The following is a 25,301-nucleotide window of genomic DNA, read 5'->3' as shown; positions in this document are numbered from 1 at the left end:
AGAAATATTAACTAGAATCTAAGACCATCATTCCTCCCAGATATTTCATAGTTTAGTGGGAATAGTGTACATTTGCGGGAGTAAAAAAGTGAATGGAATGATGAGACGATATATCACTGCTTTGATGCTGGCTTGCTGCATCGGAGGGTATGGACAAGAGAAAAAGCAAGCAACCTTTGTGCCTCCTTTTGACTTTCCTCTTACATTGAGTGGAAACTTTGGAGAAATCCGCTCCAATCACTTCCATGGCGGGCTGGATTTTAAAACAGGCGGAGTGATCGGTAAACCCGTTCTTGCTCTCGCTGATGGTTATATTTCGCGTATTCGCGTAACGAATGGATCGGGGTATGTACTTGATGTCTGCTACCATAATGGTTATTCAACTATCAACCGCCATTTGAGCGGTTTTGTTTCTCCCATTGCCGAAAGGGTGGAGAAACTTCAATATGAAGAAGAGAACTGGGAAGTGGAGATTGTGCCTGAACCGGGAGAATATCCGGTAAAAGGAGGGCAACAGATTGCATGGAGCGGCAATACCGGATATTCGTTCGGCCCACATCTTCATCTGGATGTGTTTGAAACGGAATCGGGGGATTATATTGACCCTATGCCTTTCTTCCAGTCGAAAATAAAAGATACACGTGCTCCGAAAGCTGATGGCATCCTCTTTTTCCCGCAACCGGGCAAAGGAGTGGTGGATGGAAAACAGGAGAATAAAACGATTCTTCCCAATAGCGAACGCCCTGTGGAAGCATGGGGAGTGATAGGGCTGGGTATCAAGGCATACGATTACATGGATGGCGTAAGTAACCATTACGGAGTTTATTCTGTTGTGCTCACGGTAGATGGGAATGAAATATTTCGCAGTACCGTAGATCGTTTCTCGCAAGAAGAGAACCGGATGATTAACTCTTGGACGTATGGACAATATATGAAATCTTTTATTGATCCGGGAAATACGTTGCGTCTGCTGAAAGCGTCGAATGATCATCGTGGTCTGGTGACGATTGACGAGGAACGGGATTATCAGTTCTTATATACATTGAAAGATGCTTTCGGAAACACTTCCAACTATCGTTTTACCGTGCGGGGCCGGAAGCAGCCGATTGAACCGTTGAATCATCGGGAGAAATATTATTTCATCTGGAATAAGACTAATTATTTGCAAGAGCCGGGATTGAGCCTGGTTATTCCGAAAGGAATGTTGTATGACGATGTCCCCCTCAATTATCAGATGAAGGCGGATAGTGGTGCCGTTGCTTTTACTTATCAACTGAATGATAAGACGGTTCCATTGCATGCAGCTTGCGAACTTCGTATCGGATTGCGTAGAAAGCCGGTTGCCGATACGACCAAATATTATGTGGCCCGCATCACTCCGAAGGGAGGAAAGTACAGCGTAGGCGGAAAGTATGAAGACGGATATATGAAAGCTGCCATCAAGGAGTTAGGAACTTATACTGTTGCCATCGACACCATTCCGCCGGAGATTATTCCTGTTAATAAGAACCAGTGGGGAAGAAACGGAAAGATTGTCTATCGGCTGAAAGATCAGGGGACGGGAATTGCTTCCTATCGCGGGACGATTGACGGTAAGTATGCACTTTTCGGACGCCCCAATATGGTGAAATCGTACTGGGAATGTGTACTTGATCCGAAACACGTGAAGAAGGGCGGAAAGCATACGGTCGAGTTTACAGTGACCGATGGTTGCGGAAATGAAACGGTAGCTCGTGAAAGTTTTGTTTGGTAAATTATTAAAAGTGAATCATATATTTATGAAGAAAAGAATTATTTTTTGTGCTGCTGTATTTATGGCGGCTGTGGCGAACACTTTCGCTTGCACTAACCTGATTGTCGGAAAGAATGCGTCTGCCGATGGCTCGACAATCGTTTCCTATTCTGCCGACTCGTATGGCCTGTTCGGAGAACTTTATCATTATCCGGCTGCTACCTACCCGAAGGGAACGATGTTGAAAGTATATGAATGGGATACCGGCAAGTATCTGGGGGAAATAGAGCAGGCACGTCAGACTTACAATGTAGTCGGTAATATGAATGAATATCAGGTTACGATTGGTGAGACTACTTTCGGTGGACGTCCGGAACTGGCGGATTCTACAGGGATTATTGATTACGGAAGTTTGATTTATATTGGTTTGCAACGTTCGCGTACTGCCCGTGAAGCAATTAAAATCATGACCGATTTAGTGCAGCAATACGGTTATTATAGCGAAGGAGAGTCTTTTACTATTGCCGATCCCAATGAAATCTGGATCATGGAAATGATTGGTAAAGGTCCCGGAATCCGTGGAGCTGTTTGGGTAGCTGTACGTGTACCCGACGACTGCATCTCGGCTCATGCCAATCAGTCACGTATTCACCAGTTTGATATGAATGACAAGGAGAACTGTATGTACTCTCCGGATGTTGTTTCTTTTGCCCGCGAGAAGGGATATTTTAATGGAGTAAACAAAGATTTTAGCTTTTCGCTAGCCTACGCACCTCTTGATTTTGGTGCCCGCCGTTTCTGTGAGGCACGTGTGTGGAGCTATTTTAATAAGTTCACGGATAACGGAAAAGATTATCTTCCTTATATTGAGGGAAAGACCGATACTCCGATGCCTCTTTTTGTGAAACCGAAACAAAAACTGTCTGTACAGGATGTGAAAGATATGATGCGTGACCACTATGAAGGTACGCCTCTTGATATTTCCAATGATTTCGGAGCAGGTCCTTATAAGACGCCATATCGCCTCTCTCCTCTGAACTTCAAGGTAGACGACAAGGAATATTTCAACGAACGTCCCATTTCCACTCAACAAAGCGGATTTGTATTTGTTGCACAAATGCGTGCTCATAAGCCGGACCCGATAGGTGGTGTACTTTGGTTTGGCGTGGATGATGCCAACATGGCGGTATTTACTCCGGTCTATTGCTGTGCAACGAAAGCTCCGGTATGCTATACCCGTGTGGGCGGAGCCGATTATATTACATTCTCCTGGAATTCAGCTTTCTGGATTTTTAACTGGGTATCTAATATGGTCTATCCGCGTTATGATTTGATGATCGGTGATGTACGGGAAGCGCAGAAAGAAATGGAAACGACTTTCAACAATGCTCAGGAAGGCATTGAAGAGATGGCTGCCAAACTGTTGGCTAAAGATAAGAACGCAGCAGTTGATTTTTTGACAAATTATACAAACATGACTGCACAGAGCACTTTCGATACTTGGAAACAATTAGGTACATTCTTGATTGTGAAGTATAATGATGGAGTAGTGAAGCGTGTTAAAGATGGTAAGTTTGAGCGTAATTCTATCGGACAACCTGCCGGTGTGATCCGTCCCGGATATCCGAAAGAATTCTTGCAAGAATATGTCAAACAGACCGGTGATAGATATTTGGTGAAATAAGAATTGAATAACTAGGATTTGTAAACTTATTATTTTATATTTGTGTGCTCAAGAAATTGATAATAAATAATTCATTAACCAATAAATAACAATCGAAATGGAAAATCAGGAACTTATTAAACAGGTCACTGAAAAAGCCGAAAAATGGCTGACCCCGGCTTATGATGCTGAAACCCAAGCTGAAGTGAAACGCATGTTGGAAAACGATGATAAAACCGAACTTATTGAAGCTTTCTACAAAGACCTTGAATTTGGTACTGGTGGTCTGCGTGGTATCATGGGAGTTGGTAGTAATCGTATGAATATCTATACGGTAGGTGCTGCCACTCAAGGACTTTCCAACTATCTGAAGAAGAACTTCAAGGATCTGCCGCAGATTTCTGTAGTAGTAGGTCACGACTGCCGTAACAACAGCCGTTTGTTTGCAGAGACTTCCGCTAATATTTTCTCTGCCAACGGCATTAAAGTATATCTGTTTGATGATATGCGTCCGACTCCGGAAATGTCTTTTGCTATCCGTCACCTCGGTTGCCAGAGCGGTATCATTCTGACTGCTTCTCACAATCCGAAAGAATACAACGGTTACAAGGCATATTGGGATGACGGTGCACAAGTGTTGGCCCCGCATGATAAAGGTATCATTGACGAAGTGAACGCCATTGCTTCTGCTGCTGACATTAAATTCCAGGGAAATCCTGATTTGATTCAGATTATCGGTGAGGACATTGATAAGATTTATCTGGATATGGTGAAAACAGTTTCTATTGATCCGGCAGCTATCGCCCGTCACAAAGATATGAAGATTGTCTATACTCCGATTCACGGTACAGGTATGATGTTGATTCCGCGTGCATTGAAGATGTGGGGATTCGAAAACGTATTTACTGTGCCCGAACAGATGATTAAGGATGGTAATTTCCCGACTGTCGTATCTCCGAACCCGGAAAATGCGGAAGCTCTTTCCATGGCTGTAAACCTTGCCAAAGAAATTGATGCTGACCTCGTTATGGCTTCCGATCCGGATGCCGACCGTGTGGGTATCGCTTGTAAGGATGACAAGGGCGAATGGGTACTGATTAATGGTAACCAGACTTGTATGATGTACCTTTATTATATTCTGACACAGTACAAACAACTGGGTAAGATTAAAGGGGGCGAGTTCTGTGTGAAGACAATCGTTACTACCGAACTTATCAAGAAAATCGCTGATAAGAACAACATCGAAATGCTTGACTGCTACACCGGATTTAAGTGGATTGCCCGTGAAATCCGTCTGCGTGAAGGTAAACAGAAATATATCGGTGGTGGTGAAGAAAGCTACGGATTCCTTGCTGAAGACTTCGTGCGCGATAAAGATGCTGTATCCGCTTGCTGTCTGATTGCTGAAGTTGCTGCATGGGCAAAAGATAATGGCAAATCTTTGTATCAGTTGTTGCTTGATATCTACGTAGAATATGGATTCTCTAAAGAGTTTACTGTAAACGTAGTGAAACCGGGTAAGAGCGGTGCTGAAGAAATCAAAGCAATGATGGAAAACTTCCGTGCTAATCCTCCGAAAGAATTGGGTGGCTCTAAAGTGATTTTGAGCAAAGATTATAAGACTCTGAAACAGACAGACGATAAAGGTAACGTAACTGTAATTGATATGCCGGAACCCTCTAACGTTCTTCAATATTTCACAGAAGACGGTAGCAAAGTTTCCGTTCGTCCTTCAGGTACAGAACCGAAGATTAAGTTCTATATGGAAGTTCAGGGTGAAATGGGATGCCGCAACTGTTATGCTTCTGCCGAGTCTGCCGCCATGGAAAAGATTGAAGCAGTGAAGAAATCATTGGGTATCTGATTTTGTCTCTTCTGAAATTGCAGACATAGATCATAAAAAGATAAAGATTAAAATAGCGCCTCCATCGTCTTTTGAAGATTGTGGAGGCGCTTCTTTTTCTCTGTACATAGCCCTGATTCTGCCTATTTTCGGGCATTTTCCCTCATTTGGCACAGTTCTTTCATTTCCTTTGCATTCTTTAAGCTCACTTGCTAATCCTTCTTGCGAGAATCTTGTTGTATTGGCATCATCTCAATTTCAACAGGCAGGCTGCGGATATACACATGTTTTGTTGATGCTTTAGAGTGATACGTTCAGTTTCATATTCGTAAGTTGTTCGTTTGTAGTTGTGTGTATTTCGTAGCCTGCTTTTCTACTCGCTATTAGTTTAGTATATCTTCATTTGGATGTTCAATCCACCAATCGATCATCTTTCGTGCAAGGCTAAGTTTTCTGGGAAGTTCGGGTAGATTATCTCTTGTGTAAAAGTCTCCCGAACTCAATTCTTCATCTTGGAGTGTGATTTCCCCTCCGGCATAATCCGCAATAAATCCGACCATTAGACCGCTGGGATAAGGCCAGGGCTGGTTGCCGAAATAAGTGATATTCTTTACGTCCAGTCCGGTTTCTTCTTTCACTTCACGTGCTACACATTCTTCTAATGTTTCTCCGGTTTCCAGGAATCCGGCAACGAGGCTATTGAATGTTCCTTTAAAATTGCGGGCATGCACTAAGAGTAGTGAGTCTTTTTTTCTCACTAATACCAGAATCGCTGTGGATATGGAAGGATATACTTCCCGACCGCATTTCGGGCAACGTTTCATAATAGATTCTTTCTGTTCCGTCAGCGTGCCGCAGGCGGAACAGAAGCGGCTGTTTCTATCCCAATGCAGAATCTCATGCGCTTTTCCTGCAGTCTGATAATGAGACAAAGGGAGATATTCATAAGAGGCGCGAAGTCCTATCATTGTCCATTGCTCCGATTCTTCAATGGGAGAGGAGAGGGAGAAAGCTTTGCAGTTTCTACCTTCCAATGTGGTGATATTATGTACTGTTGTTTTTTCTTTCATAATGATAGGAGAACTTTCTCCATATGGGACGGCATACTTACCATCCCCTTTTTTCTCAAGAAGCAGTTGATCTTTATAAAAGATAAACCACCATGATTGTGCTGTCTGAACCATTTTATTCCAATTCTTTTCTTTGCGCTGCGAAGTTATAAAAAACTAGGTTGATATGTAGACTTACCGGATAAAATATCAATAGACTAGCTTAATAAAATACGTTGCTCGATACCGATTTCCTGAATGAAATAATCGTCGTGTGAGATTACAATTACAGTACCCGTATAGTTCTTGATGGTAGCAGTAATGATTTCAATACTCTGTATATCCAGATTGTTGGTCGGTTCATCCAGAATAAACATATCGGGAGTATTATTGCTAATCATCAGGCAGCAGAAAGCAAGACGCATTTTCTCACCGCCGCTAAGTTTCCGGCAGGATTTATCCCATTCGGAAGCAGGGAATAAATAACGGTTCAGAATGGTCTTTATTTCATGCTCCGGCAGGTTCCGGTTATTGAAAGCGTAAGCCTGTTCCAGAATACTGTTCCGGTTGTCGATGATAGAATATTCCTGATTCAGATAAACATAGGTAAATTCCATTCGCGTCAGGTTTCCTTCCTGTGCCCGGAGTTGTCCGGTGATTAGCTTCAAAAGAGTTGTTTTCCCACTGCCGTTGGCCCCTTCTATACGGAGGCGGTCCCCACTCTTTAGTTGGAAGCTGATAGGGGTTTGCCAGAGTTGCTGTTTGAAGTCGCTATTATCTTGAATATCATTACTGTCCGGACTGGGATGATTACCTGTATCAGCAAGATTTGCTTCATTATTCATCTGAATATGACTGTTGATTGAATTGGGATGATAACCGAAGTTAACCTCTTTTGCTGTCACCAATATTTTTCCGGTGTGGAACGAGGAACTATTAAAATCGGTTTTTAATGTAGCGGTTGGGGAGAGCGAACTTCGAAGCTGGTTGCGTTCGTCTGTTAACTTCTCGGCTTTCTCCTGATGGGTACTGTTAAGTTTGCTGGTACTCTTTTCTGATTTTCCTTGAAGCGCATTGAGCACAATACGAGGAACTCCTTTTTTAATATGATTTTTTTCTCCACGTACATTTTGTTTGTCCCTGCGTTCGGCCGTTTCGCGTGCCACTTTGCGGGCAATGCGCAGTGCCTTCTCTTTTTCTTCGATACGTTGCTGCAATGCTTCCTGCATCAGCGTTTTTTGTTCTTTATAGAATTCATAATTTCCTCCATAGTAATTGATTTGATGCTTTTCCAGTTCGCATATTTCGGGGAGAAGATTAAGCAGAGTGCGGTCATGACTTACAACTAACAGTGTGGAGCGGCATTTCTCTACCCAGTCGTATAAACGTTGTCTGCCGGAAGAATCGAGGTGATTGGTCGGTTCATCCATAAGTATGACAGGTGGGTGATGGATGTCCATACCTGCCAGAAATACACGGGTCTTTTCACCTCCGCTAAGCAAATTCATCGGGTAAGATAGAGTAAACTGTCCTAGCCCCCATAAATCGAGAGCGGCAATGGAACGTTCTTCAATATTCCAGTCATCATCCAGGACGACGAAATTTTCGTTTGAGGCATCTCCTGACAAGATAGCATGTAGGGCTTGTTGCTTACGCTCTATCCGGAGTGCCTGGGCGATGGTTAATGAATCATATTGCCCGAAATGTTGCGGGATATAATATAGCTCATCCGGGCGGACAATGACACCGGAAGAGGGTGAAAGTTGACCGGCAATAATTTGCAGCAAAGTAGATTTGCCGCAGCCATTGTTACCGACTAATCCCAGTTTTTGGCCTTTGCTGATGGCGAAATTGAGATCACTGAATAATACTTCTTTATCCGGATGGATATAGCTGATTTGTTGAATACTTATAGACATAATGATCTATTGGGTTTGAGGTTGGAAATAGCGTGAAGGAAAATCACAGGATAGGGGAACGACAAACACAATACTGGCTAAACAACACGGATTTCGTGATGCTTAACAAAATAGAAAAAGCATATAAGAAAAGTGATGTTTACTTAGAAGTGTTGTCTTACTTACTAATTCTCATTGCGGTAGGTATATAGTTTAACTTGGTTGCAAAGATAACACTTTCTGTTAGATTTCACTCTGTTGAGGTGGAAAAAGAATAAGATTCATTTATTTGAGGCTCTGTTTGCCTCATTCAGAGCCTCTGATTACTCCAAATACAGTCTCTGTTTGTCTTGTTCAGAGGCTGTATTTTAGGAGTGATTTATATTCTGCCTTATTCTTATACATCAAATAGTTGATTTAATCCCTCACTCATACTGGGATGTGTGAAGATAAAATCACGTAAGAATGTAGACGGTTGTCCCGTTTTCATAGCCATAGCTACGGTATTGATGATTTCCGAAGCATCGGCACAAAATAGTGTGCAGCCCATAATTTTCCCGTTATGATTATTGATGATGGCTTTTAACATACCATCTGTCTGCTGTAGTGTACGGGTACGGACGATGGAAGTAGCCGGTAGCCGGGAAACCTTAAATGAGTATCCTCTTTTTAACGCCTCTTCTTCACTGATTCCGATATGTGCCAACGGTGGATCAATAAATACTGCATACTGAACTGGATCACGGTCTCCGATATCACGTTTCTTATCACCGAAGAGCTGGTCACGGATAATCCGGAAATCATCCAGTGAGACATAAGTAAATTGCGACCCGCCTTTCACATCTCCCATTGCCCATATATGAGGAACAGTGGTACGCAACTGATCGTTTACTATAATAGCTCCGTGCGCATCGACTCCTACGCCTGCTGCTTGCAAATTTAATCCTTCAATCATCGGTTTACGTCCCGTTGCGATGAGAATGGCATCTCCGTCCACATAATAAGGAGTACCGTCGGATACGTCCGAGTAAGTCAGTGTCACTCCGTCACTGGTATCATGGACGGACTGTGCGCGGGTGTTCAGGTGGATTTCAATACCTTTTTTATCCATAACTTCTTTGACGCTGTTTGCAATGTCCCGATCTTCACGAGGCATAAATTTGTTTCCTCCTTCGAGTATCGTCACTTTGCTACCGAATCCGGCATACATAGAAGCAAATTCCAGTCCGATATATCCTCCGCCTATGATAATCAAGTGATGGGGAAGGACGTTTAAATCCAGAAGCGTACTACTGGTATATACATGCTGGCTGTGCTGAATACCGTCTATTGCCGGAATGATAGGAGTAGAGCCAGTATTGATAAATATCTCTTTACCTTGCAGTTCGATGTCCCCTTCCGGAAGCGCTACTTTTATGGTATTGGAAGATACGAAAGAGCCCGTTCCGGTGTAAATAGTTACATTGGGACGCTTGTTTAGTCTTTCGTAATTATCATTTCTAAGAAAAGAGGTGAGACGGTTCTTCCGGCCGATGGCTTGTTTGTACATATTCGCCTGTTTGGGAAAATCGTCATGGTAGAGCAAGGCGGAAACCTCGGCTTCATGCACCAGCATTTTGGTTGGAATACAGGCTATGTTCGGACAGGTTCCTCCATACATCATGTTGGAACGTTCCACGATGGCAACTTGCCATCCGCGGTTGGAAAGTTCGGCAGCCAGGGTCTTTCCTGCCTTGCCGAATCCTATTATTATTGCATCATATTGTTTCATAACTTCTTTTTATTAACGATTCGTATGAGACTATATAACAGTCTGAAAATACGATTTGTTCCGTAATCTCAAGAAGTTAGCACTTTCTGCAAAAGGGGATTAGCTCTTTTTAAGTGTTTTGAGTACGCGTTGTGACGAGTCGGATAATAACACTACGGCACTGGCTAAAATCACAATGTCTTTAATCACCAATCGCCCTGCGCCGGATAGTAATGGGAAGCCGAATTCTCCGCTTCCCAGATCGGGAACCCAGACTTCCGGGGTGGTGACGAGAAAAGAAAGTGTTCCCAGCGTCATGATAATAGCAAGAGCGTCACCTACCAGTCCCACTTTCGGGAAAAAGATGCCTAGGAATATCAGTATGCCGATGCTCATAATAAGAGCTCCCAGTCCGTAGGAGAAAGTATAAGTACGGTTTGCTTCGTGCCATGCACGATTCTCCGGGACGAAAGCGCCTTCCGCATTTTTATGTTCTTTGTATTCAGGCGCATCTTTAGCATAGAAGAAGCTCATGAAAGGGCTGTTGGCTACGAACGGAACAATCCCGTCGGCTTCATAATGGAAATACTTCAATCCGCCTATCCATACAAATACTACCAGAATGGCCACGCGGATAAATTGGATACCGAAACCTTTTAGACTTGAAGTGAAGGTCAGTAAAGCGATAAATTTCTCTTTCATTTTGTTGGGGTTTTAATGAGTTTATCTAACGTTGCAAAGATCGTTCATTCCCCATACTCCTCAAATAGCAATACTTCCGTATGCCTTATCAATTTTTCCCTTCCTGTGTATTTCTGAATTGTACGGCGCTCTGTCCGGTCATATTTTTGAAGAAACGGCTGAAAGAAGCCTGGTCTTCAAATCCCAGAATATCGGCAATTTCTTTGGCACTTTTGTTGCTGTAAAGCAAAAGGCGTTTGGCTTCCGCTTCCACCCGTTCGTGGATTACCCGGAGCGGTGATGGCAGTTTGCAGGTTGAAAAGATGTTCGATAGTGTCTTGGGAGATTTGTGCAGCATATCGGCATAATCCTGTACTTGCTTCTTCGTCCGGTAATGCTCGTCAACCAAGTTATAGTATTGGCGGACAATCTCGAAACCGGATTCTTTTTCACGGGTGATATTCATGCGATGACGTGCAATGCGGGTACATTGAATGATGAAGCGTTTCAGCAGAATGCGTAGCATCTCTTCCTGCAGGCTGTCGGAAACGGTAAATTCGTTTTCCAGTGCTTCGGTAATGGTGTCGAGCTCTTTGCGTTCTTTTTCATTCAGGGTAAAACGGATCAGGTGAGAAGAACCGTTGAACAGGAAACCGCTGCACGACACTTCATGGTCGTTGCCATAGATGCAATAGAAGTTACTGTTGAACAGCAAAGTCAGATATTCACCGTCAATCGATTTAAATTCGAGGTGTTGCAGATGAGTGAGTGAAATCACTTCATCTTTGGTAAGCATCATTTCCTGATGGTCGATTTCTACTGTGATGCTTCCGCTGCGTACCCATATAAATTTATAAAGCCCCTTTTCTTTTTGCAGTGCTTTTTCTGTCAGATAAGAGTCTGTAAGTGCGAGTGTCCCTTTTAGTTTCGTGTGATATTGTTGTAACATAGTTAGTCCTCCATTGCTGATGCGTCAAATGATAGCGGTAGTAGGTCGCTTATACTTTTTACTTCGTAGATACATTCTTTGCCATACAATAGGATACGGATGGGTTGTTTGTAACGCTTTTCCGTTTCCAGAATCACTTGCCGGCAAGCGCCGCAGGGGGGAATCGGTTGGTCGATGAAATCTTTTTCCGTTCGTGCCGCAATGGCAAGAGTGACAACCGGCTGGTCGGGATATTGGGAATTGGCATAGAATAAGGTAGTGCGTTCCGCACAAAGTCCCGATGGATAGGCGGCATTCTCCTGATTGGTTCCTGTCACAACAGTTCCGTTGCCCAATAGCGCAGCGGCACCTACGGAGAAATGGGAATACGGAGAATAACTACGAGCTGTTGCCTCCATGGCAGTCTGCATAAGTGCCCGATCGGCCTCATTCAACTCATCATATTGATATACTTTAATAATAGCGGTAATTGTGAGGTCTCTCATATACGTCAGGGTATTGGTTTCTACAATTAATGTTACAAAGTTAGGAAAGAGATTGATAATCCCAATTATTTTTCGGATTTTTGTGCCATCTAATCCACATCTGAACTAAAATGGAGAATAAACTGTATAGACTTATCTTTTTAACTGTTGTTTTCTTCTTTGCCGTAGGAGTGCAGGCACAGAAACGGAATGCCCGTTACATCGAATATATAAATAAGTATAGTGATCTGGCTGTTGAACAGATGGAAGCTTCATAAAATTCCGGCCAGTATCACGTTGGCGCAGGGATTGCTGGAAAGCGGTGCCGGATACAGTCAGTTGGCACGAAAGAGCAACAATCATTTTGGTATTAAGTGTGGAAGTAGTTGGCGGGGGCGTACCGTTCGTCACGATGATGATGCACGCAACGAATGTTTCCGTGCCTATAGCCATCCTCGTGATTCTTACGAAGATCATTCTGACTTCCTTAGAAGAGGTGCCCGTTATGCCTTTCTTTTCAAACTGGATATCACAGACTATAAAGGATGGGCCCGTGGACTGAAAAAAGCTGGATACGCCACAGATCCGTCCTATGCTAACCGTCTGATTACGATTATCGAAGATTATGATCTGTATAAATATGACCGTAAAGGTGTATACTCGGAACGGAAACTGAGAAAGAATCCTTGGTTGATGAGTCCGCATCAGGTATATATTGCTAATGATATAGCCTATGTTGTAGCCCGCAACGGTGATACCTTTAAAGATTTAGGTAACGAATTTGACATTAGTTGGAAGAAACTGGTGAAGTATAACGATCTGCAGCGCGATTATACGTTAGTAGAGGGAGATATCATCTATCTGAAGAGCAAGAAGAAAAAGGCTTCCAAACCTTATACCGTATACATTGTGAAAGATGGAGATTCTATGCATGGTATCTCTCAAAAATATGGTATCCGCCTCAAAAATCTTTATAAGATGAATCGTAAGGACGGCGAATATGTTCCTGAAATCGGAGATAGATTGCGCCTGCGGTAGGGACACATATAGAGTGTTTTTTTGTTCGCCACCGATGAATAAATCCGGCTTTTTTTCTTTCTTCGTAAAAGTTTTGCCTTTCGAAAACTTAATGGTTCATTCATGTGTTATTATTCTTGATAAAACATGATTGTAATATGAGTCTTAACATTGCAAAAAATAATAAGAAACGTGTCGTTATAGTAGGCGGTGGTTTCGGTGGCTTGAAATTGGCTAACAAGCTGAAAAAGTCAGGCTTCCAAGTTGTATTGATAGATAAGAACAACTATCATCAGTTTCCCCCTTTGATTTATCAGGTGGCTTCGGCCGGTATGGAACCAACTTCCATATCTTTCCCTTTTCGTAAAATATTCCAGCGCCGGAAAGATTTCTATTTCCGTATGGCAGAAGTACGTGCCATTTTCCCGGAAAAGAATATGATACAGACTTCCATCGGAAAAGCAGAATATGATTATCTGGTGTTGGCTGCAGGAACTACAACCAACTTTTTCGGTAATAAACATATTGAAGAAGAAGCCATGCCGATGAAAAACGTTTCGGAAGCAATGGGGTTGAGAAATGCTCTTCTTGCGAATCTGGAACGTGCCTTAACTTGCTCAACCAAACAGGAGCAACAGGAGTTGATGAATATCGTTATTGTAGGAGGTGGAGCAACCGGAATAGAGGTAGCCGGAATACTTTCCGAAATGAAGAAATTTGTCCTGCCAAAAGATTATCCTGATATGCCGAGTAGCTTGATGCATATATATCTGATTGAGGCCGGGCCGCGACTGCTTGCCGGAATGTCGGAAGAATCTTCCGCTCATGCCGAACAGTTTCTCCGTGAAATGGGGGTAAATATCCTGTTGAATAAACGTGTTGTGGACTATCGTGACCATAAAGTGGTACTCGAAGATGGTACGGAGATTGCTACGCGCACTTTTATTTGGGTAAGTGGTGTTACCGGAGTGACTATCGGCAACATGGATCCTTCGTTGATAGGACGTGGCGGACGTATTAAAGTTGATTCGTTCAACCGTGTGGAGGGAATGAGCAATGTGTTTGCTATTGGTGACCAATGTATTCAGGTTGCTGATGAAGATTATCCGAACGGACATCCTCAATTGGCGCAAGTCGCTATTCAGCAAGGAGAACTGCTGGCAAAGAATCTGATTCGTATGGAGAAAGGACGGGAAATGAAACCTTTCCATTATCGTAATCTGGGGTCGATGGCGACTGTAGGACGTAATCGTGCCGTGGCAGAGTTTAGTAAAGTAAAAATGCAGGGATGGTTTGCCTGGGTGATGTGGCTGGTTGTTCATCTGCGCTCTATTCTTGGGGTACGTAATAAGGTTATTGTACTCTTGAATTGGGTATGGAATTATTTCACTTACGATCAGTCTATGCGTATGATTGTCTACGCCCGTAAAGCAAAAGAAATTCGTGATCGTGAAAAGCTGGAAGAGACTACGCATTGGGGAAAAGAACAAGTACAAGAGGAAAAGAACCCTTCTATTACATCATCATCCAAGTAGACAGACCTCCTGTCGGCAGGATGATAGATTTTATTCTGAACGGTAAATTCGTACAGGGTGTCCGATATCGGACACCCTTTGTTTTTTGTTATCTTCTATTTATCAATCATTTACGGTTTTGGCACAGATTTGGTATATAAAGTACCGAATTGATACATCATAAAATAGTAAATGATCAGATATGGACAGAGAAATTCCTAAAGAAGTACGTCAAAAAGAACGTAATAAGAAGATAATTCGTTATTCATCCATTGGAGTGGCAAGTATGATTGCCATCGGTGTACTTATATCTGTACTAAGGGCAGGAGTGGAAGCAAAGGATCTTGTCTTTTCCACAGTCGATAAAGGAGTGATCGAGGTAAGTGTCAGTGCTTCCGGTAAGGTTGTCCCTGCCTTTGAGGAAATTATCAATTCTCCGATCAACAGTCGTATTATTGAAGTCTATAAAAAAGGGGGAGATAGCGTAGACGTAGGTACTCCGATTCTGAAACTGGACCTTCAGAGTACGGAAATTGAATATAAAAAGTTGCTGGACGAGGAACAGATGCGTCAGTATAAGCTCGATCAGCTTCGCGTCAATAATCAGACGAAACTTTCCGATATGGCAATGCAGATAAAAGTTTCGGCAATGAAATTGAGCCGGATGAAAGTGGAGTTGAGAAATGAACACTATCTGGACAGTCTCGGTGCAGGAACAACAGACAAGGTACGTCAAGCTGAATTGAGCTATAATGTAGCTCAATTAGAGTACGAACAACTTCAGCAACAATATAAAAATGAGAAGGAAGTAGCTGCTGCCGAACTGAAAGTTCAGGAGCTTGACTTTAATATCTTCCGCAAGAGCCTTTCCGAAAAGAAACGTACGTTGGATGATGCACAAATCCGTTCCCCGCGTAAAGCTATTCTTACTTATATTAATAACCAGATCGGTGCACAGATTTCCGAAGGCGGACAGGTGGCTATCATTTCTGATTTGAGCCATTTTAAAGTGGAAGGTGAGATTGCGGATACGTACGGTGACCGTGTAGCAGCCGGAGGAAAAGCAATTGTTAAGATAGGGAGTGACAAACTGGAAGGGACGGTTAGCAGTGTTACACCACTATCCAAGAATGGTGTGATATCATTTACCGTTCAGTTGAAAGAGGACAATCACCGCCGCTTGCGTTCCGGATTGAAGACAGATGTTTATGTGATGAATGCAGTGAAGGAAGATGTGATGCGTGTAGCTAATGGCTCTTTCTATGTAGGACGCGGTGAATATGAACTTTTTGTTTGTAATTCTGATAATGAACTGGTAAAACGTAAAATACAGTTAGGCGATTCTAATTTTGAATATGTAGAAGTGTTGAGCGGATTGCAGCCGGGTGATAAGGTAGTGGTAAGCGATATGAGTGCTTATAAGAACAAGAATAAGTTGAAAATTAAATAAACTAAATACTAGAAGTTATGATAACATTGAACTCTCTTTCTAAGATTTATCGTACGGACGAGATTGAAACGGTAGCATTGGAGAATGTGAATCTGACGGTAGAACGTGGAGAATTTCTAAGTATAATGGGACCTTCCGGATGTGGAAAATCCACCTTACTGAACATTATGGGGTTGCTTGATGCACCTACAATGGGGATGGTGGAAATCAACGGAATACGTACTGAAGGAATGAAAGACAAGGAACTGGCGGTTTTTCGTAATAAAACGCTCGGTTTTGTATTTCAGTCTTTTCACTTGATTAATTCGTTGAACGTGATGGATAATGTAGAACTTCCTTTGCTTTATCGACGTATGGCTGGCAGTGAACGAAAACGGTTGGCACAAGAAGTATTAGAGAAGGTTGGATTGAGCCATCGCATGAATCATTTTCCTACACAACTTTCCGGTGGGCAATGCCAGCGTGTAGCCATTGCCCGTGCTATTATCGGTAATCCCGAAATAATCCTTGCCGATGAGCCGACTGGTAATCTGGATTCAAAGATGGGAGCTGAAGTAATGGAACTGCTTCACCGGTTGAATAAGGAAGACGGACGCACCATCGTGATGGTCACCCATAATGAAGAACAGGCGAAGCAGACTTCACGCACTATTCGTTTTTTCGATGGACGCCAGGTGCAATAGAAATGGCCTCTTACAATTAGAACTAAATAGGAAAAATAGATTAATGTATCTCTAAATTAAAAATCATCATGACAAAGAATATTTTTATCGTTGCAATAGCTGCCCTGTTAAGTGTTGCTTTTTGTTCACTATCGGCACAAAATGTGAGTAAAGATTATAATGTGGACGAGTTTTCTGCCATAAACCTGCAATCTGTCGGGAATATTATTTTTACTCAATCGTCAGGATGTGCCTGCCGTCTGGAAGGTCCTTCTGAATTTGTAGAGAAGACAAAGGTAACAGTGAAAAATGGAACTCTGGTTATCTCTTATAAAGATAAAAATGCCAAGAATGTCAAGAATCTGACTTTCTATATCACTGCTCCCGATTTGAGCAAAGTGAAAATAGACGGAGTAGGAAACTTCGATGCAAAAGAAGAACTAAAACTTAAAAATATAGCTTTCGAACTTGATGGAGTAGGTAACTGCAACGTGAAAAGTCTTTATTGCGATGAATTGAAACTTGATGTTGACGGAGTAGGCAATATGAAGCTGAATGTTGATTGCACCACTATCAAGGCCAAAGTGGATGGAGTAGGAAATATCACCGTGTCCGGTAAAGCGGATGCAGCTTTCTTTAAACGGGATGGCGTTGGCAAAATCAATTCCAAAAACCTGAAATGTAAAGACGTAACAAAGAAAGGTTGGAATTTCTAATGTAGAACATTCTTCTGTGAACTCCTGTAAAATCAAATCAAAAAAAGAATAAGAAGATGTGGAAGCAATACATAAAGCAAGCTCTTTACCAGTTGAAGGAGAACCGGCTTATTAGTATTGTCTGTATGGTAGGTACAGCTTTGGCTATTTGCATGATAATGGTGATCGTGCTGACATTGCAGATACGGATAAAAGACTGCGTGCCGGAGGTTAACCGTTCACGATCATTGTATGTCAAGGCAATGACATCCCGGCATAAAGAGCAACACAATAATGCTGCCAGCAGTCAGATGTCTGTCACGACTGCCCGTGAATGCTTTAAGACATTGACAATACCTGAAGCGATTACCATTACTTCCGTTAATAATAAGATGCGCGCTTCTCTTCCCGGAGGAGGCAGGATGAGTGTAGATGAAATGGAGACGGATGAAGCGTTCTGGCAAGTCTTTAGCTTTGAATTCTTGTGTGGCAAACCATACACGAAAGCCGATTTTGAGAGTGGGCTGTCCAAGGCTGTCGTTTCTGCCAGTGTGGCACGTCGTCTGTTCGGTACAACTGACGTGGCAGGACGTACCATCCAATTAAACAAAGCCGATTATGCCATTACAGGAGTAGTGAAAGACGTATCAAAGTTGGCGACAGCTTCTTATGCACAAGTCTGGATTCCCTATACTTCGACAGATTTGGCTTCTTTCTCGTGGAGAGAAAATCTGATGGGGCCTATGCGGGCGGTCATCCTTGCACGTTCGTCCGACGATTTCCCGGCTATCCGTGCTGAAGTAGAAAAATACCGTCAAGTCTACAATAGTAAGTTGAAGGATATGGAATTGGTTTATCGTGGTCAGCCGGATACTCAATTTGCTTACCTTTATCGTCATTGGGGGACAGACCTGGATATGAAACACATTGTCAGGCGATTCGTTCTTATCATTGTAATTCTACTTTTGGTTCCGGCTATCAACTTAAGTAGCATGACTTTATCCCGTATGCGAAAACGTATGACAGAAATCGGTGTCCGGAAAGCATTCGGTGCTACTGCCAACGAACTGTTGCGACAGGTATTCTGGGAGAATCTGATATTGACACTGCTTGCAGGAGTACTGGGACTGATATTGAGCTATTCAGCTACTTTTCTGTTAAACTCATTCCTTTTCGGTAACAGTGAGAATGCAGGTCTTGCCGGGGAAACTTCTCTTTCCACTGATATGCTATTCAGTCCGCTGACATTCCTTGTAGCATTCTGTTTCTGTCTGTTATTAAACCTGTTGAGTGCCGGTATTCCGGCCTGGAGAGTATCGAGAATGAACATTGTAGATGCAATAAACCAAAGATAAAATGATGAAACAGTTATTGAAACAAATATATAATGAGCGCCGGAGCAATGCTTTTCTATGGATTGAGCTATTGTTGGTGTTTGTCGTTTTGTGGTATATCGTTGATCTGGTTTATGTCACTTTGCATATTTATTATCAGCCAATGGGCTTTAATATAGAAAATACGTATGTATTACGCATGAATCGTCTTACCGATAAATCTACCGATTTCAATCCGGAGCTGACTGTTAAAGATGATATGGCTGCTTTAAGGGAAATAGCCGGACGTTTGTCCCGTCATCCGGAGGTCGAATCTGTCTGTATCTCTCAAAACAGTATTCCATATAATGAAGGGTGCAGTGGAGCGAGTTTCCGCTTCCCGGATAATGACACGGTTTGGATAAGTACGATGGATCGTTGGGCAACTCCTGAATATTATAAAGTGTTCCGTTTTCGGAATATCGATGGTTCCGGTTATGAAAGTCTGGTGAAAGCTTTGGAGAAAAATACGATAATCGTTCCTGTCGATGTTGCAGACTATTATCCGGATGCCACTTTCCATGGAAAAGACCTTTTGGCTAAAGAAGTTCGCACGAGTGATACTAACCTTCGTATTGCAGCTTTAACGGAGCCTGTTCGCTACGATCATTATAATATGGCCGGAAAACCTTTTACCGGGACCTATATCGGCACTTATCTTTCTGACGAACAAATGGAAACGGTCGAAAATGTAGCCTATCTTGAGTTGAGCCTGCGTGTTCGAGAAGGCGTAGACAATGGGTTTGTAGAACGTCTTATGAATGATGCCGACCGTATCTATCAAGTAGGGAATATTTATATACTTGATGTCACCCCATTAAGCAAAGTCCGGACCGCCAGTGAGATAGACAATGATAATGAATTGCGCACCCAGTTCTGTATTCTCTTTTTCCTGTTGTTGAATATCTTTCTGGGAGTGATCGGTACTTTCTGGTTCCGTACTCAGCAACGCCGGGGAGAAGTCGCTTTACACATGGCGATGGGAGCTAACCGGAAAAACATATTCTATCGTTTGATTACGGAAGGTTTGTTACTGTTAAGCATGTCGGCTCTTCCTGCCGTATTGATTGCATTCAACATTGGATATAGTGAGCTGGTAGATATATCACAAATGGCATTTACAGTATCCCGTTTCCTGATAGCCATTTTACTGACATCTCTCTTGATGGCAATAATGATTATTCTTGGCGTGTCGTATCCGGCTCTGCAATCAATGAAAGTGCAACCGGCCGAAGCACTGAGAGATGAGTAAGAAATATACTGAACTTTATACTGAAATGATAATGATAAAACTCTACTTTAAACAAGCGTTCCATCTGTTGAGGGAAAATAAACTGCTTTCTTCTATTTCTATTATAGGTACAGCTTTGGCTATTGCTATGATTATGGTAATTGTCATCACTTTACGTGCAACAATCGCTCCTTTTGCACCGGAGACCCATCGTGACCGGATGCTCATTTTCCGGTATGCCGGACTTCAGAACAAATCCAATGTGAACTGGCAGAGTAACGGTCCTATCGGATACAATACAGCGAAAGCCTGTTTCAAAGAAATGAAAACTCCCGAAGCGGTTTCCATCACTAGTTTTTTTCGGGAAACAATGTTGGCAGCCAAACCGGCAGGCGAAATGGAGAGTTGTAGTGTGTTGCAAACAGACGATGCTTTCTGGAAAGTGTTCGAGTTTGATTTTATATCCGGTAAACCGTATGATAATGCCGATTTTGATGCGGGTGCGGCAAAAGCCGTAATCTCCGAAGACATGGCACGCCGCTTGTTCGGAACATCAGAAGTAGTTGGAAAAACCTTTCTTCTGAATCATTCAGCTTATGTTATTTGTGGAGTAGTGCACTCGGTGTCTAAATTGGCAAATTATGCTTATGCACAGGTCTGGATTCCTTTAAGTTCGACAAATGCTTTCACAACCACTTGGGGGGATGAAAATATCATGGGAATGACTGCTGTCTACATTCTGGCCAAATCAAAAGAAGATTTTCCGGCGATTCACCAGGAGGCGGATTGGCTAAGAGCCATTTTCATGGCTGGGCATCCCAACTTCGATCTGCTTTATCGTGGACAACCCGATACCTATTTTGTAGCCGCGCAACGGTACTCCGCCAATAATCCTCCGGCTGTAAAAGAAGCTGTCCGGCAATATATCTTGACGCTGCTTGTTCTGTTACTTGTTCCTGCTGTCAACTTGTCCGGACTTACCTTGTCGCGTATGCGTAAGCGTATCTCTGAAATAGGCGTGCGAAAAGCCTTTGGTGCACCCAGACGTGAACTTATGATGCAAGTGCTTTCCGAAAATATGCTTTATTCTCTCTTCGGAGGTATTCTCGGATTGGTATTAAGTTATGTTGCCGCTTTCCTTTTGGGAGGAATGCTTTTCTCTGTAGATTTCGTATCTAATGGCGTGGAAGATTGGCGGACTATGTGCATCGACTTATTATTCGATCCTGTCGTATTCCTGTTGGCATTCTTTGCCTGCTTCTTGCTCAATCTGTTAAGTGCGGCTATTCCGGCATGGAAAGTAACCCGCACCAATATTGTTGACGCCATAAACGAAAGATAATCCAATCACATTCAACTCATTAATTCTAAAGAAAATGCAACTATTAAAACAAATATGGAATGAACGCCGGTCAAACGGATGGTTATGGTCGGAACTGTTAATTGTTTTTGTGGTCTTGTGGTATGTGGTCGACTGGACATATGTGACGGCTCGTACCTATTACGAACCGGTAGGATTTGATATAACCGATACTTACTATCTGGAACTTAGTCTGAAAAACAACAAGAGCGACTCGTATCTTTCGAAAGAGCAAAAGAATACCACGCTGGGACAGGATATCACCGAATTAACCAATCGTCTCCGTCGGTTGCCGGAGGTGGAAGCTGTTTCCATATCCAATAATGCACGTCCCTATATTGGTAGTAATTCCGGCATGATGGTACGTCTTGACACATTGGTTAGTAATCCGCTGAACCGTGCGATGACTCCTGATTTCTTTCAGGTATTCCGTTATCAGAGTGCCGATGGACGTGGATATGAACCATTGGTACAGGCTTTGAAGAATGGTAATGTCGTAGTGGGTGAAAACTTCTGGCGGCCTGATTATAAGGGAGACCGTACACTATTGGGTAAGAATCTGGTAAGTGTGGATGATTCTACAGAAGTGTACAAGATAGGAGGTGTATCGGCAAAAGTGCGTTACAATGATTTCTGGGCTAATTATAGCGACCGGTATGTAGCTGTTGCCATTACAGAAAAAGAAATGGCCGAACTTGATGATGAGTTTTATCCTTCCAATGTGGAAGTTTGTTTGCGGGTGAAACCGGGAACTTCCACAGACTTTCCGGAACGTTTGATGAAATTATCCGCCAGTCAGTTGAGTGTCGGTAACCTATTCATCCTGAAAGTGCATGATTACGAAGATATACGCAATGATTTCCAGCAAGGGAGTTACAATCAGGTACAAGTACGTTTCTGGATGATGGGATTCTTACTGCTTAATATCCTGTTGGGTATTGTCGGCACATTCTGGTTTCGTACACAGCACCGTCGTGCTGAGTCGGCGCTTCGTATAGCAGTTGGGTCCAGCCGGATGCAGCTTTGGCAACGGCTGAATAAAGAAGGATTATTACTGTTGACGCTGGCCGCTTTGCCTGCTGCTGTGATATGCTATAATATCGGCTATTTGGATTTGACGGGAGGGTATTTGGAATGGGGAGTGGTACGTTTTCTTATCACATTTGCCATTACCTATTTCTTGATGACTTTAATGATTCTCATAGGCATTTGGTTCCCTGCTCGTCAGGCCATTCGCATACACCCTGCCGAGGCGTTGCGCGAAGAATAAAAAACTTGGGCTATCTGTTTGTTTTCAATATAATTAACGTATCTTTGTCGACATAATATTGAAAACACCGCAGGCTTTAATTATATGAATCGACGCTACTATTGTTTGCTTATCGTTCTGTTTTTTGCTGTTCTTATTCAGGCGGCAGCAGCGGAACGTACATACAATATCCTGTTTATACAGTCATACACCTCACAAACTCCTTGGCATAGTGATCTTAATCAGGGGTTGGTCAAAGGATTTAAAGAAAGTGGCCTGAAGGTGAATATAACAACGGAGTATCTTGATGCCGATTTTTGGGCATTCAACTCCGGAAAAAGTAATTATGCGTCGTTTTTGTCAGCGTGCCCGTGACAGGCAGACCGATTTGATTATAACAGCAAGTGATGAAGCTTTCTATACTCTTTTTGCCTGTGGAGATTCGTTGCCTTTGCAGATACCGGTCGTGTTTTTCGGCATTAAGTATCCTGATACGAAGCTGCTTGCTACTCATCCCAATGTTTGCGGGTTCACAGCCAATCCGGATTTTGATGTCATATTGCGTCAGGCGCAAAAGATATTTCCCCGGCGGAAAGAAGTGGTCTGTGTGATAGATAACAGCTTTTTGAGTAACAAAGGCCTTGAAGATTTTGAAGAAGAGTGGAAAATCTTTCAAAAAGATAATCCGGATTATAGAATGAAAGTCTATAATACTCAAAATTATACAACGAGTCATATTATTGCCGCTATTTGTTATCCTCGTAACAGTTATGAACGTCTGGTAGTTGCTCCTAAATGGTCGCCTTTCCTTTCATTTGTTGGCAAAAACTCAAAAGCTCCTGTCTTTTCGAGCCAGAATGTGGGATTGACCAATGGAGTTTTTGGCGCTTATGATGCCGACAGCTATACTTCGGCATTATCGGCAGCTCAAAGGGCTGCTTTAGTCTTAAAAGGTACATCCCCTCAAGACATAGGAGTGACAGAAATCACACAGGGATTCATCTATGACTATAAACAGTTGGATTATTTTCATATTGACCCCGATAAAGTAGCCTCTAGCGGAACCATCGTTAACGAACCGTATTGGGAGAAATATAAATACCTTTTTATACTGCTCTATCCGTCTATCCTGGCATTGCTGATAGCTTCTATTGTGTGGTTGATGCGTGCCAACCGACGTGAATCCAAACGACGGATTCAGGCACAGACCCGTCTGCTCGTGCAGAACAAACTTGTGGAACAGCGTAATGAGTTTGATAATGTATTTCATTCCATCCGCGATGGTGTGATAACGTATGATACCGATTTGCACATCCATTTCACAAATCGTTCCTTATTACAAATGCTTCATTTGCCGTATGAGTCGGGAGGTCGTTTTTATGAAGGAATGATGGCAGGCAGCATCTTCAAGATATATTATGACGGTCAGGATATTCTTCATTCCATGTTGAAGCAGGTAGCTGTTAAAGGAGAAAGTGTGGAGATACCGCAGGGAGCTTTCATGAAAGAAGTGCATAGTGATAAATACTTTCCGGTGTCGGGGGAGATTGTCCCGATCCGTTCAAAGAATACGATTACCGGTATGGCACTTTCCGCACGGAATATTTCGAATGAAGAAATGCAGAAGCGTTTCTTTGATATGGCAGTAGATGAGAGTTCCATCTATCCGTGGCAGTTTGATATGGAAACAAACTGTTTTATTTTCCCGCAAGGTTTCCTGAAACGTCTTGGATATGATGAAACGGTTACTACGATTTCCCGTGATGAAATGGATCGTACCATCCATCCTGAAGATTTGAAAGAAATTAGTCCACTGTTTGATAGGGCATTGACGGGTGAAGATTCAAATACCCGCCTGAACTTCCGTCAGCGGAATGTTAGTGGAGAGTATGAATGGTGGGAATACCGTTCTTCTGTAATCACAGGGCTGACACAAGATTCATTGTACAATATATTAGGTGTTTGTCAGAGTATCCAACGATATAAGACTGCCGAGCAAGAGATGAGAGAGGCGCGTGATAAAGCTCTCCAGGCTGACAAACTGAAATCAGCCTTCCTTGCAAACATGAGCCATGAGATTCGGACTCCGTTGAATGCAATTGTAGGTTTCTCTGATTTGTTAAGCGACACGAGCGGCTTTACGGGAGAAGAGATTACCCAGTTTATTGGAACCATCAATAAGAATTGTGGTCTGTTGCTGGCTTTGATTAATGATATTCTTGATTTGTCACGTATCGAATCGGGAACCATGGAATTTATGTTTGCAGAGCATAACCTGTCTTTGTTGTTAAAGACCGTCCACGATTCTCAACGGCTGAATATGCCTCCGGGAGTAGAACTGGTGTTGCGTATGCCCGAAAGCGATAAGAAATATCTGACAACGGACAACGTCCGCTTGCAGCAAGTGGTGAATAACCTGATTAATAACGCTGCTAAGTTTACGAGTAGCGGTTTCATTACCTTCGGCTATGAAAATGATGAAGATCCCGGATACATCCGTATCTTTGTAGAAGATACCGGAGTAGGTATTTCGGAAGAAGGTATTCGTCATATATTCGAACGATTCTATAAAGTCGATAACTTCACACAAGGAGCGGGTTTGGGATTAAGTATTTGCCAAACCATTATCGAACGGCTGAATGGCGTTATCTCCGTCACTTCCGAAGTAGGTAAAGGTACCCGGTTCACTGTGCGCCTTCCTAACTACTGCGAATAATCGAA

The 25,301-nt window shown here is 42.8% G+C and carries 17 protein-coding genes and 2 pseudogenes; 13 read left to right on the top strand and 6 right to left on the bottom strand.

Features of this window, described 5'->3' with window-relative positions:
* The first annotated feature begins 100 nt into the window (after nucleotides 1-100).
* The 3 genes from NXX38_RS23310 (at nucleotide 101) to NXX38_RS23300 (ending at nucleotide 5,259) form a co-directional block, all read left to right on the top strand.
* Nucleotides 101-1,753: a M23 family metallopeptidase gene (locus tag NXX38_RS23310; RefSeq protein ID WP_234132934.1), complete on the top strand. Its 1,653-nt coding sequence runs from the start codon at nucleotides 101-103 to the stop codon at nucleotides 1,751-1,753.
* Nucleotides 1,754-1,778: 25 nt separating this feature from the next.
* Nucleotides 1,779-3,416, top strand: a complete 1,638-nt coding sequence (locus NXX38_RS23305; protein WP_148364816.1) for a C69 family dipeptidase — start codon at nucleotides 1,779-1,781, stop codon at nucleotides 3,414-3,416.
* A gap of 97 nt (nucleotides 3,417-3,513) precedes the next feature.
* Nucleotides 3,514-5,259 carry a phospho-sugar mutase gene (locus NXX38_RS23300; RefSeq protein ID WP_195649418.1) on the top strand — a complete coding sequence of 582 codons (1,746 nt, stop codon included), beginning with the start codon at nucleotides 3,514-3,516 and terminating at the stop codon, nucleotides 5,257-5,259.
* Between the two features lie 362 nt (nucleotides 5,260-5,621).
* Here NXX38_RS23300 and nudC read toward each other — a convergent pair whose 3' ends face one another.
* The 6 genes from nudC to cdd all read right to left on the bottom strand — a co-directional run bounded on the left by nudC (nucleotide 5,622) and on the right by cdd (nucleotide 12,050).
* Nucleotides 5,622-6,458: an NAD(+) diphosphatase gene (gene nudC / locus NXX38_RS23295; protein ID WP_258982028.1), complete on the bottom strand. Its 837-nt coding sequence runs from the start codon at nucleotides 6,456-6,458 to the stop codon at nucleotides 5,622-5,624.
* Nucleotides 6,459-6,505: 47 nt separating this feature from the next.
* A complete protein-coding gene (locus tag NXX38_RS23290; protein ID WP_258981339.1) occupies nucleotides 6,506-8,206 on the bottom strand; it encodes an ABC-F family ATP-binding cassette domain-containing protein in 1,701 nt (566 codons plus the stop codon).
* Nucleotides 8,207-8,582: 376 nt separating this feature from the next.
* Nucleotides 8,583-9,956, bottom strand: a complete 1,374-nt coding sequence (locus tag NXX38_RS23285; RefSeq protein WP_195649421.1) for an FAD-dependent oxidoreductase — start codon at nucleotides 9,954-9,956, stop codon at nucleotides 8,583-8,585.
* A gap of 99 nt (nucleotides 9,957-10,055) precedes the next feature.
* Complete coding sequence (locus NXX38_RS23280) at nucleotides 10,056-10,637, bottom strand: YkgB family protein (protein WP_258981335.1); 582 nt, start codon at nucleotides 10,635-10,637, stop codon at nucleotides 10,056-10,058.
* An 88-nt stretch (nucleotides 10,638-10,725) separates the two neighbouring features.
* Nucleotides 10,726-11,565 (bottom strand): AraC family transcriptional regulator, encoded by an 840-nt coding sequence (locus tag NXX38_RS23275; RefSeq protein ID WP_004300715.1) that lies wholly within the window; start codon nucleotides 11,563-11,565, stop codon nucleotides 10,726-10,728.
* Between the two features lie 2 nt (nucleotides 11,566-11,567).
* A complete protein-coding gene (gene cdd, locus NXX38_RS23270; RefSeq protein WP_148364822.1) occupies nucleotides 11,568-12,050 on the bottom strand; it encodes a cytidine deaminase in 483 nt (160 codons plus the stop codon).
* A gap of 110 nt (nucleotides 12,051-12,160) precedes the next feature.
* Here cdd and NXX38_RS23265 point away from each other — a divergent pair.
* The 10 genes and pseudogenes from NXX38_RS23265 (at nucleotide 12,161) to NXX38_RS23220 (ending at nucleotide 25,296) form a co-directional block, all read left to right on the top strand.
* A pseudogene (locus tag NXX38_RS23265) lies at nucleotides 12,161-13,067 on the top strand (glucosaminidase domain-containing protein).
* 137 nt (nucleotides 13,068-13,204) lie between these two features.
* Nucleotides 13,205-14,581 carry an NAD(P)/FAD-dependent oxidoreductase gene (locus tag NXX38_RS23260; protein ID WP_148364824.1) on the top strand — a complete coding sequence of 459 codons (1,377 nt, stop codon included), beginning with the start codon at nucleotides 13,205-13,207 and terminating at the stop codon, nucleotides 14,579-14,581.
* Nucleotides 14,582-14,762: 181 nt separating this feature from the next.
* Nucleotides 14,763-16,010 (top strand): efflux RND transporter periplasmic adaptor subunit, encoded by a 1,248-nt coding sequence (locus NXX38_RS23255; RefSeq protein ID WP_122135840.1) that lies wholly within the window; start codon nucleotides 14,763-14,765, stop codon nucleotides 16,008-16,010.
* 17 nt (nucleotides 16,011-16,027) lie between these two features.
* Entirely contained in the window at nucleotides 16,028-16,693 is a 666-nt protein-coding gene (locus tag NXX38_RS23250) for an ABC transporter ATP-binding protein (protein ID WP_008999908.1), read from the top strand.
* Nucleotides 16,694-16,761: 68 nt separating this feature from the next.
* Complete coding sequence (locus NXX38_RS23245) at nucleotides 16,762-17,388, top strand: GIN domain-containing protein (RefSeq protein WP_148364826.1); 627 nt, start codon at nucleotides 16,762-16,764, stop codon at nucleotides 17,386-17,388.
* A 56-nt stretch (nucleotides 17,389-17,444) separates the two neighbouring features.
* Nucleotides 17,445-18,722, top strand: coding sequence for an ABC transporter permease (locus NXX38_RS23240; RefSeq protein WP_234132816.1), 1,278 nt, complete (start codon nucleotides 17,445-17,447; stop codon nucleotides 18,720-18,722).
* 1 nt (nucleotide 18,723) lies between these two features.
* Nucleotides 18,724-19,992 carry an ABC transporter permease gene (locus NXX38_RS23235; RefSeq protein ID WP_258981331.1) on the top strand — a complete coding sequence of 423 codons (1,269 nt, stop codon included), beginning with the start codon at nucleotides 18,724-18,726 and terminating at the stop codon, nucleotides 19,990-19,992.
* Nucleotides 19,993-20,023: 31 nt separating this feature from the next.
* Entirely contained in the window at nucleotides 20,024-21,313 is a 1,290-nt protein-coding gene (locus NXX38_RS23230; RefSeq protein WP_258982025.1) for an ABC transporter permease, read from the top strand.
* 34 nt (nucleotides 21,314-21,347) lie between these two features.
* Nucleotides 21,348-22,601: an ABC transporter permease gene (locus NXX38_RS23225; RefSeq protein WP_258981328.1), complete on the top strand. Its 1,254-nt coding sequence runs from the start codon at nucleotides 21,348-21,350 to the stop codon at nucleotides 22,599-22,601.
* Between the two features lie 84 nt (nucleotides 22,602-22,685).
* A pseudogene (locus tag NXX38_RS23220) lies at nucleotides 22,686-25,296 on the top strand (ATP-binding protein).
* Nucleotides 25,297-25,301 lie beyond the last annotated feature (5 nt).

The sequence above is a fragment of the Bacteroides sp. BFG-637 genome (assembly GCF_024793605.1).
Taxonomy (GTDB): domain Bacteria; phylum Bacteroidota; class Bacteroidia; order Bacteroidales; family Bacteroidaceae; genus Bacteroides; species Bacteroides vicugnae.
The sequence above is the reverse complement of the archived record's forward strand: the minus strand, read 5'-3'. Positions and strand labels throughout refer to the sequence as shown.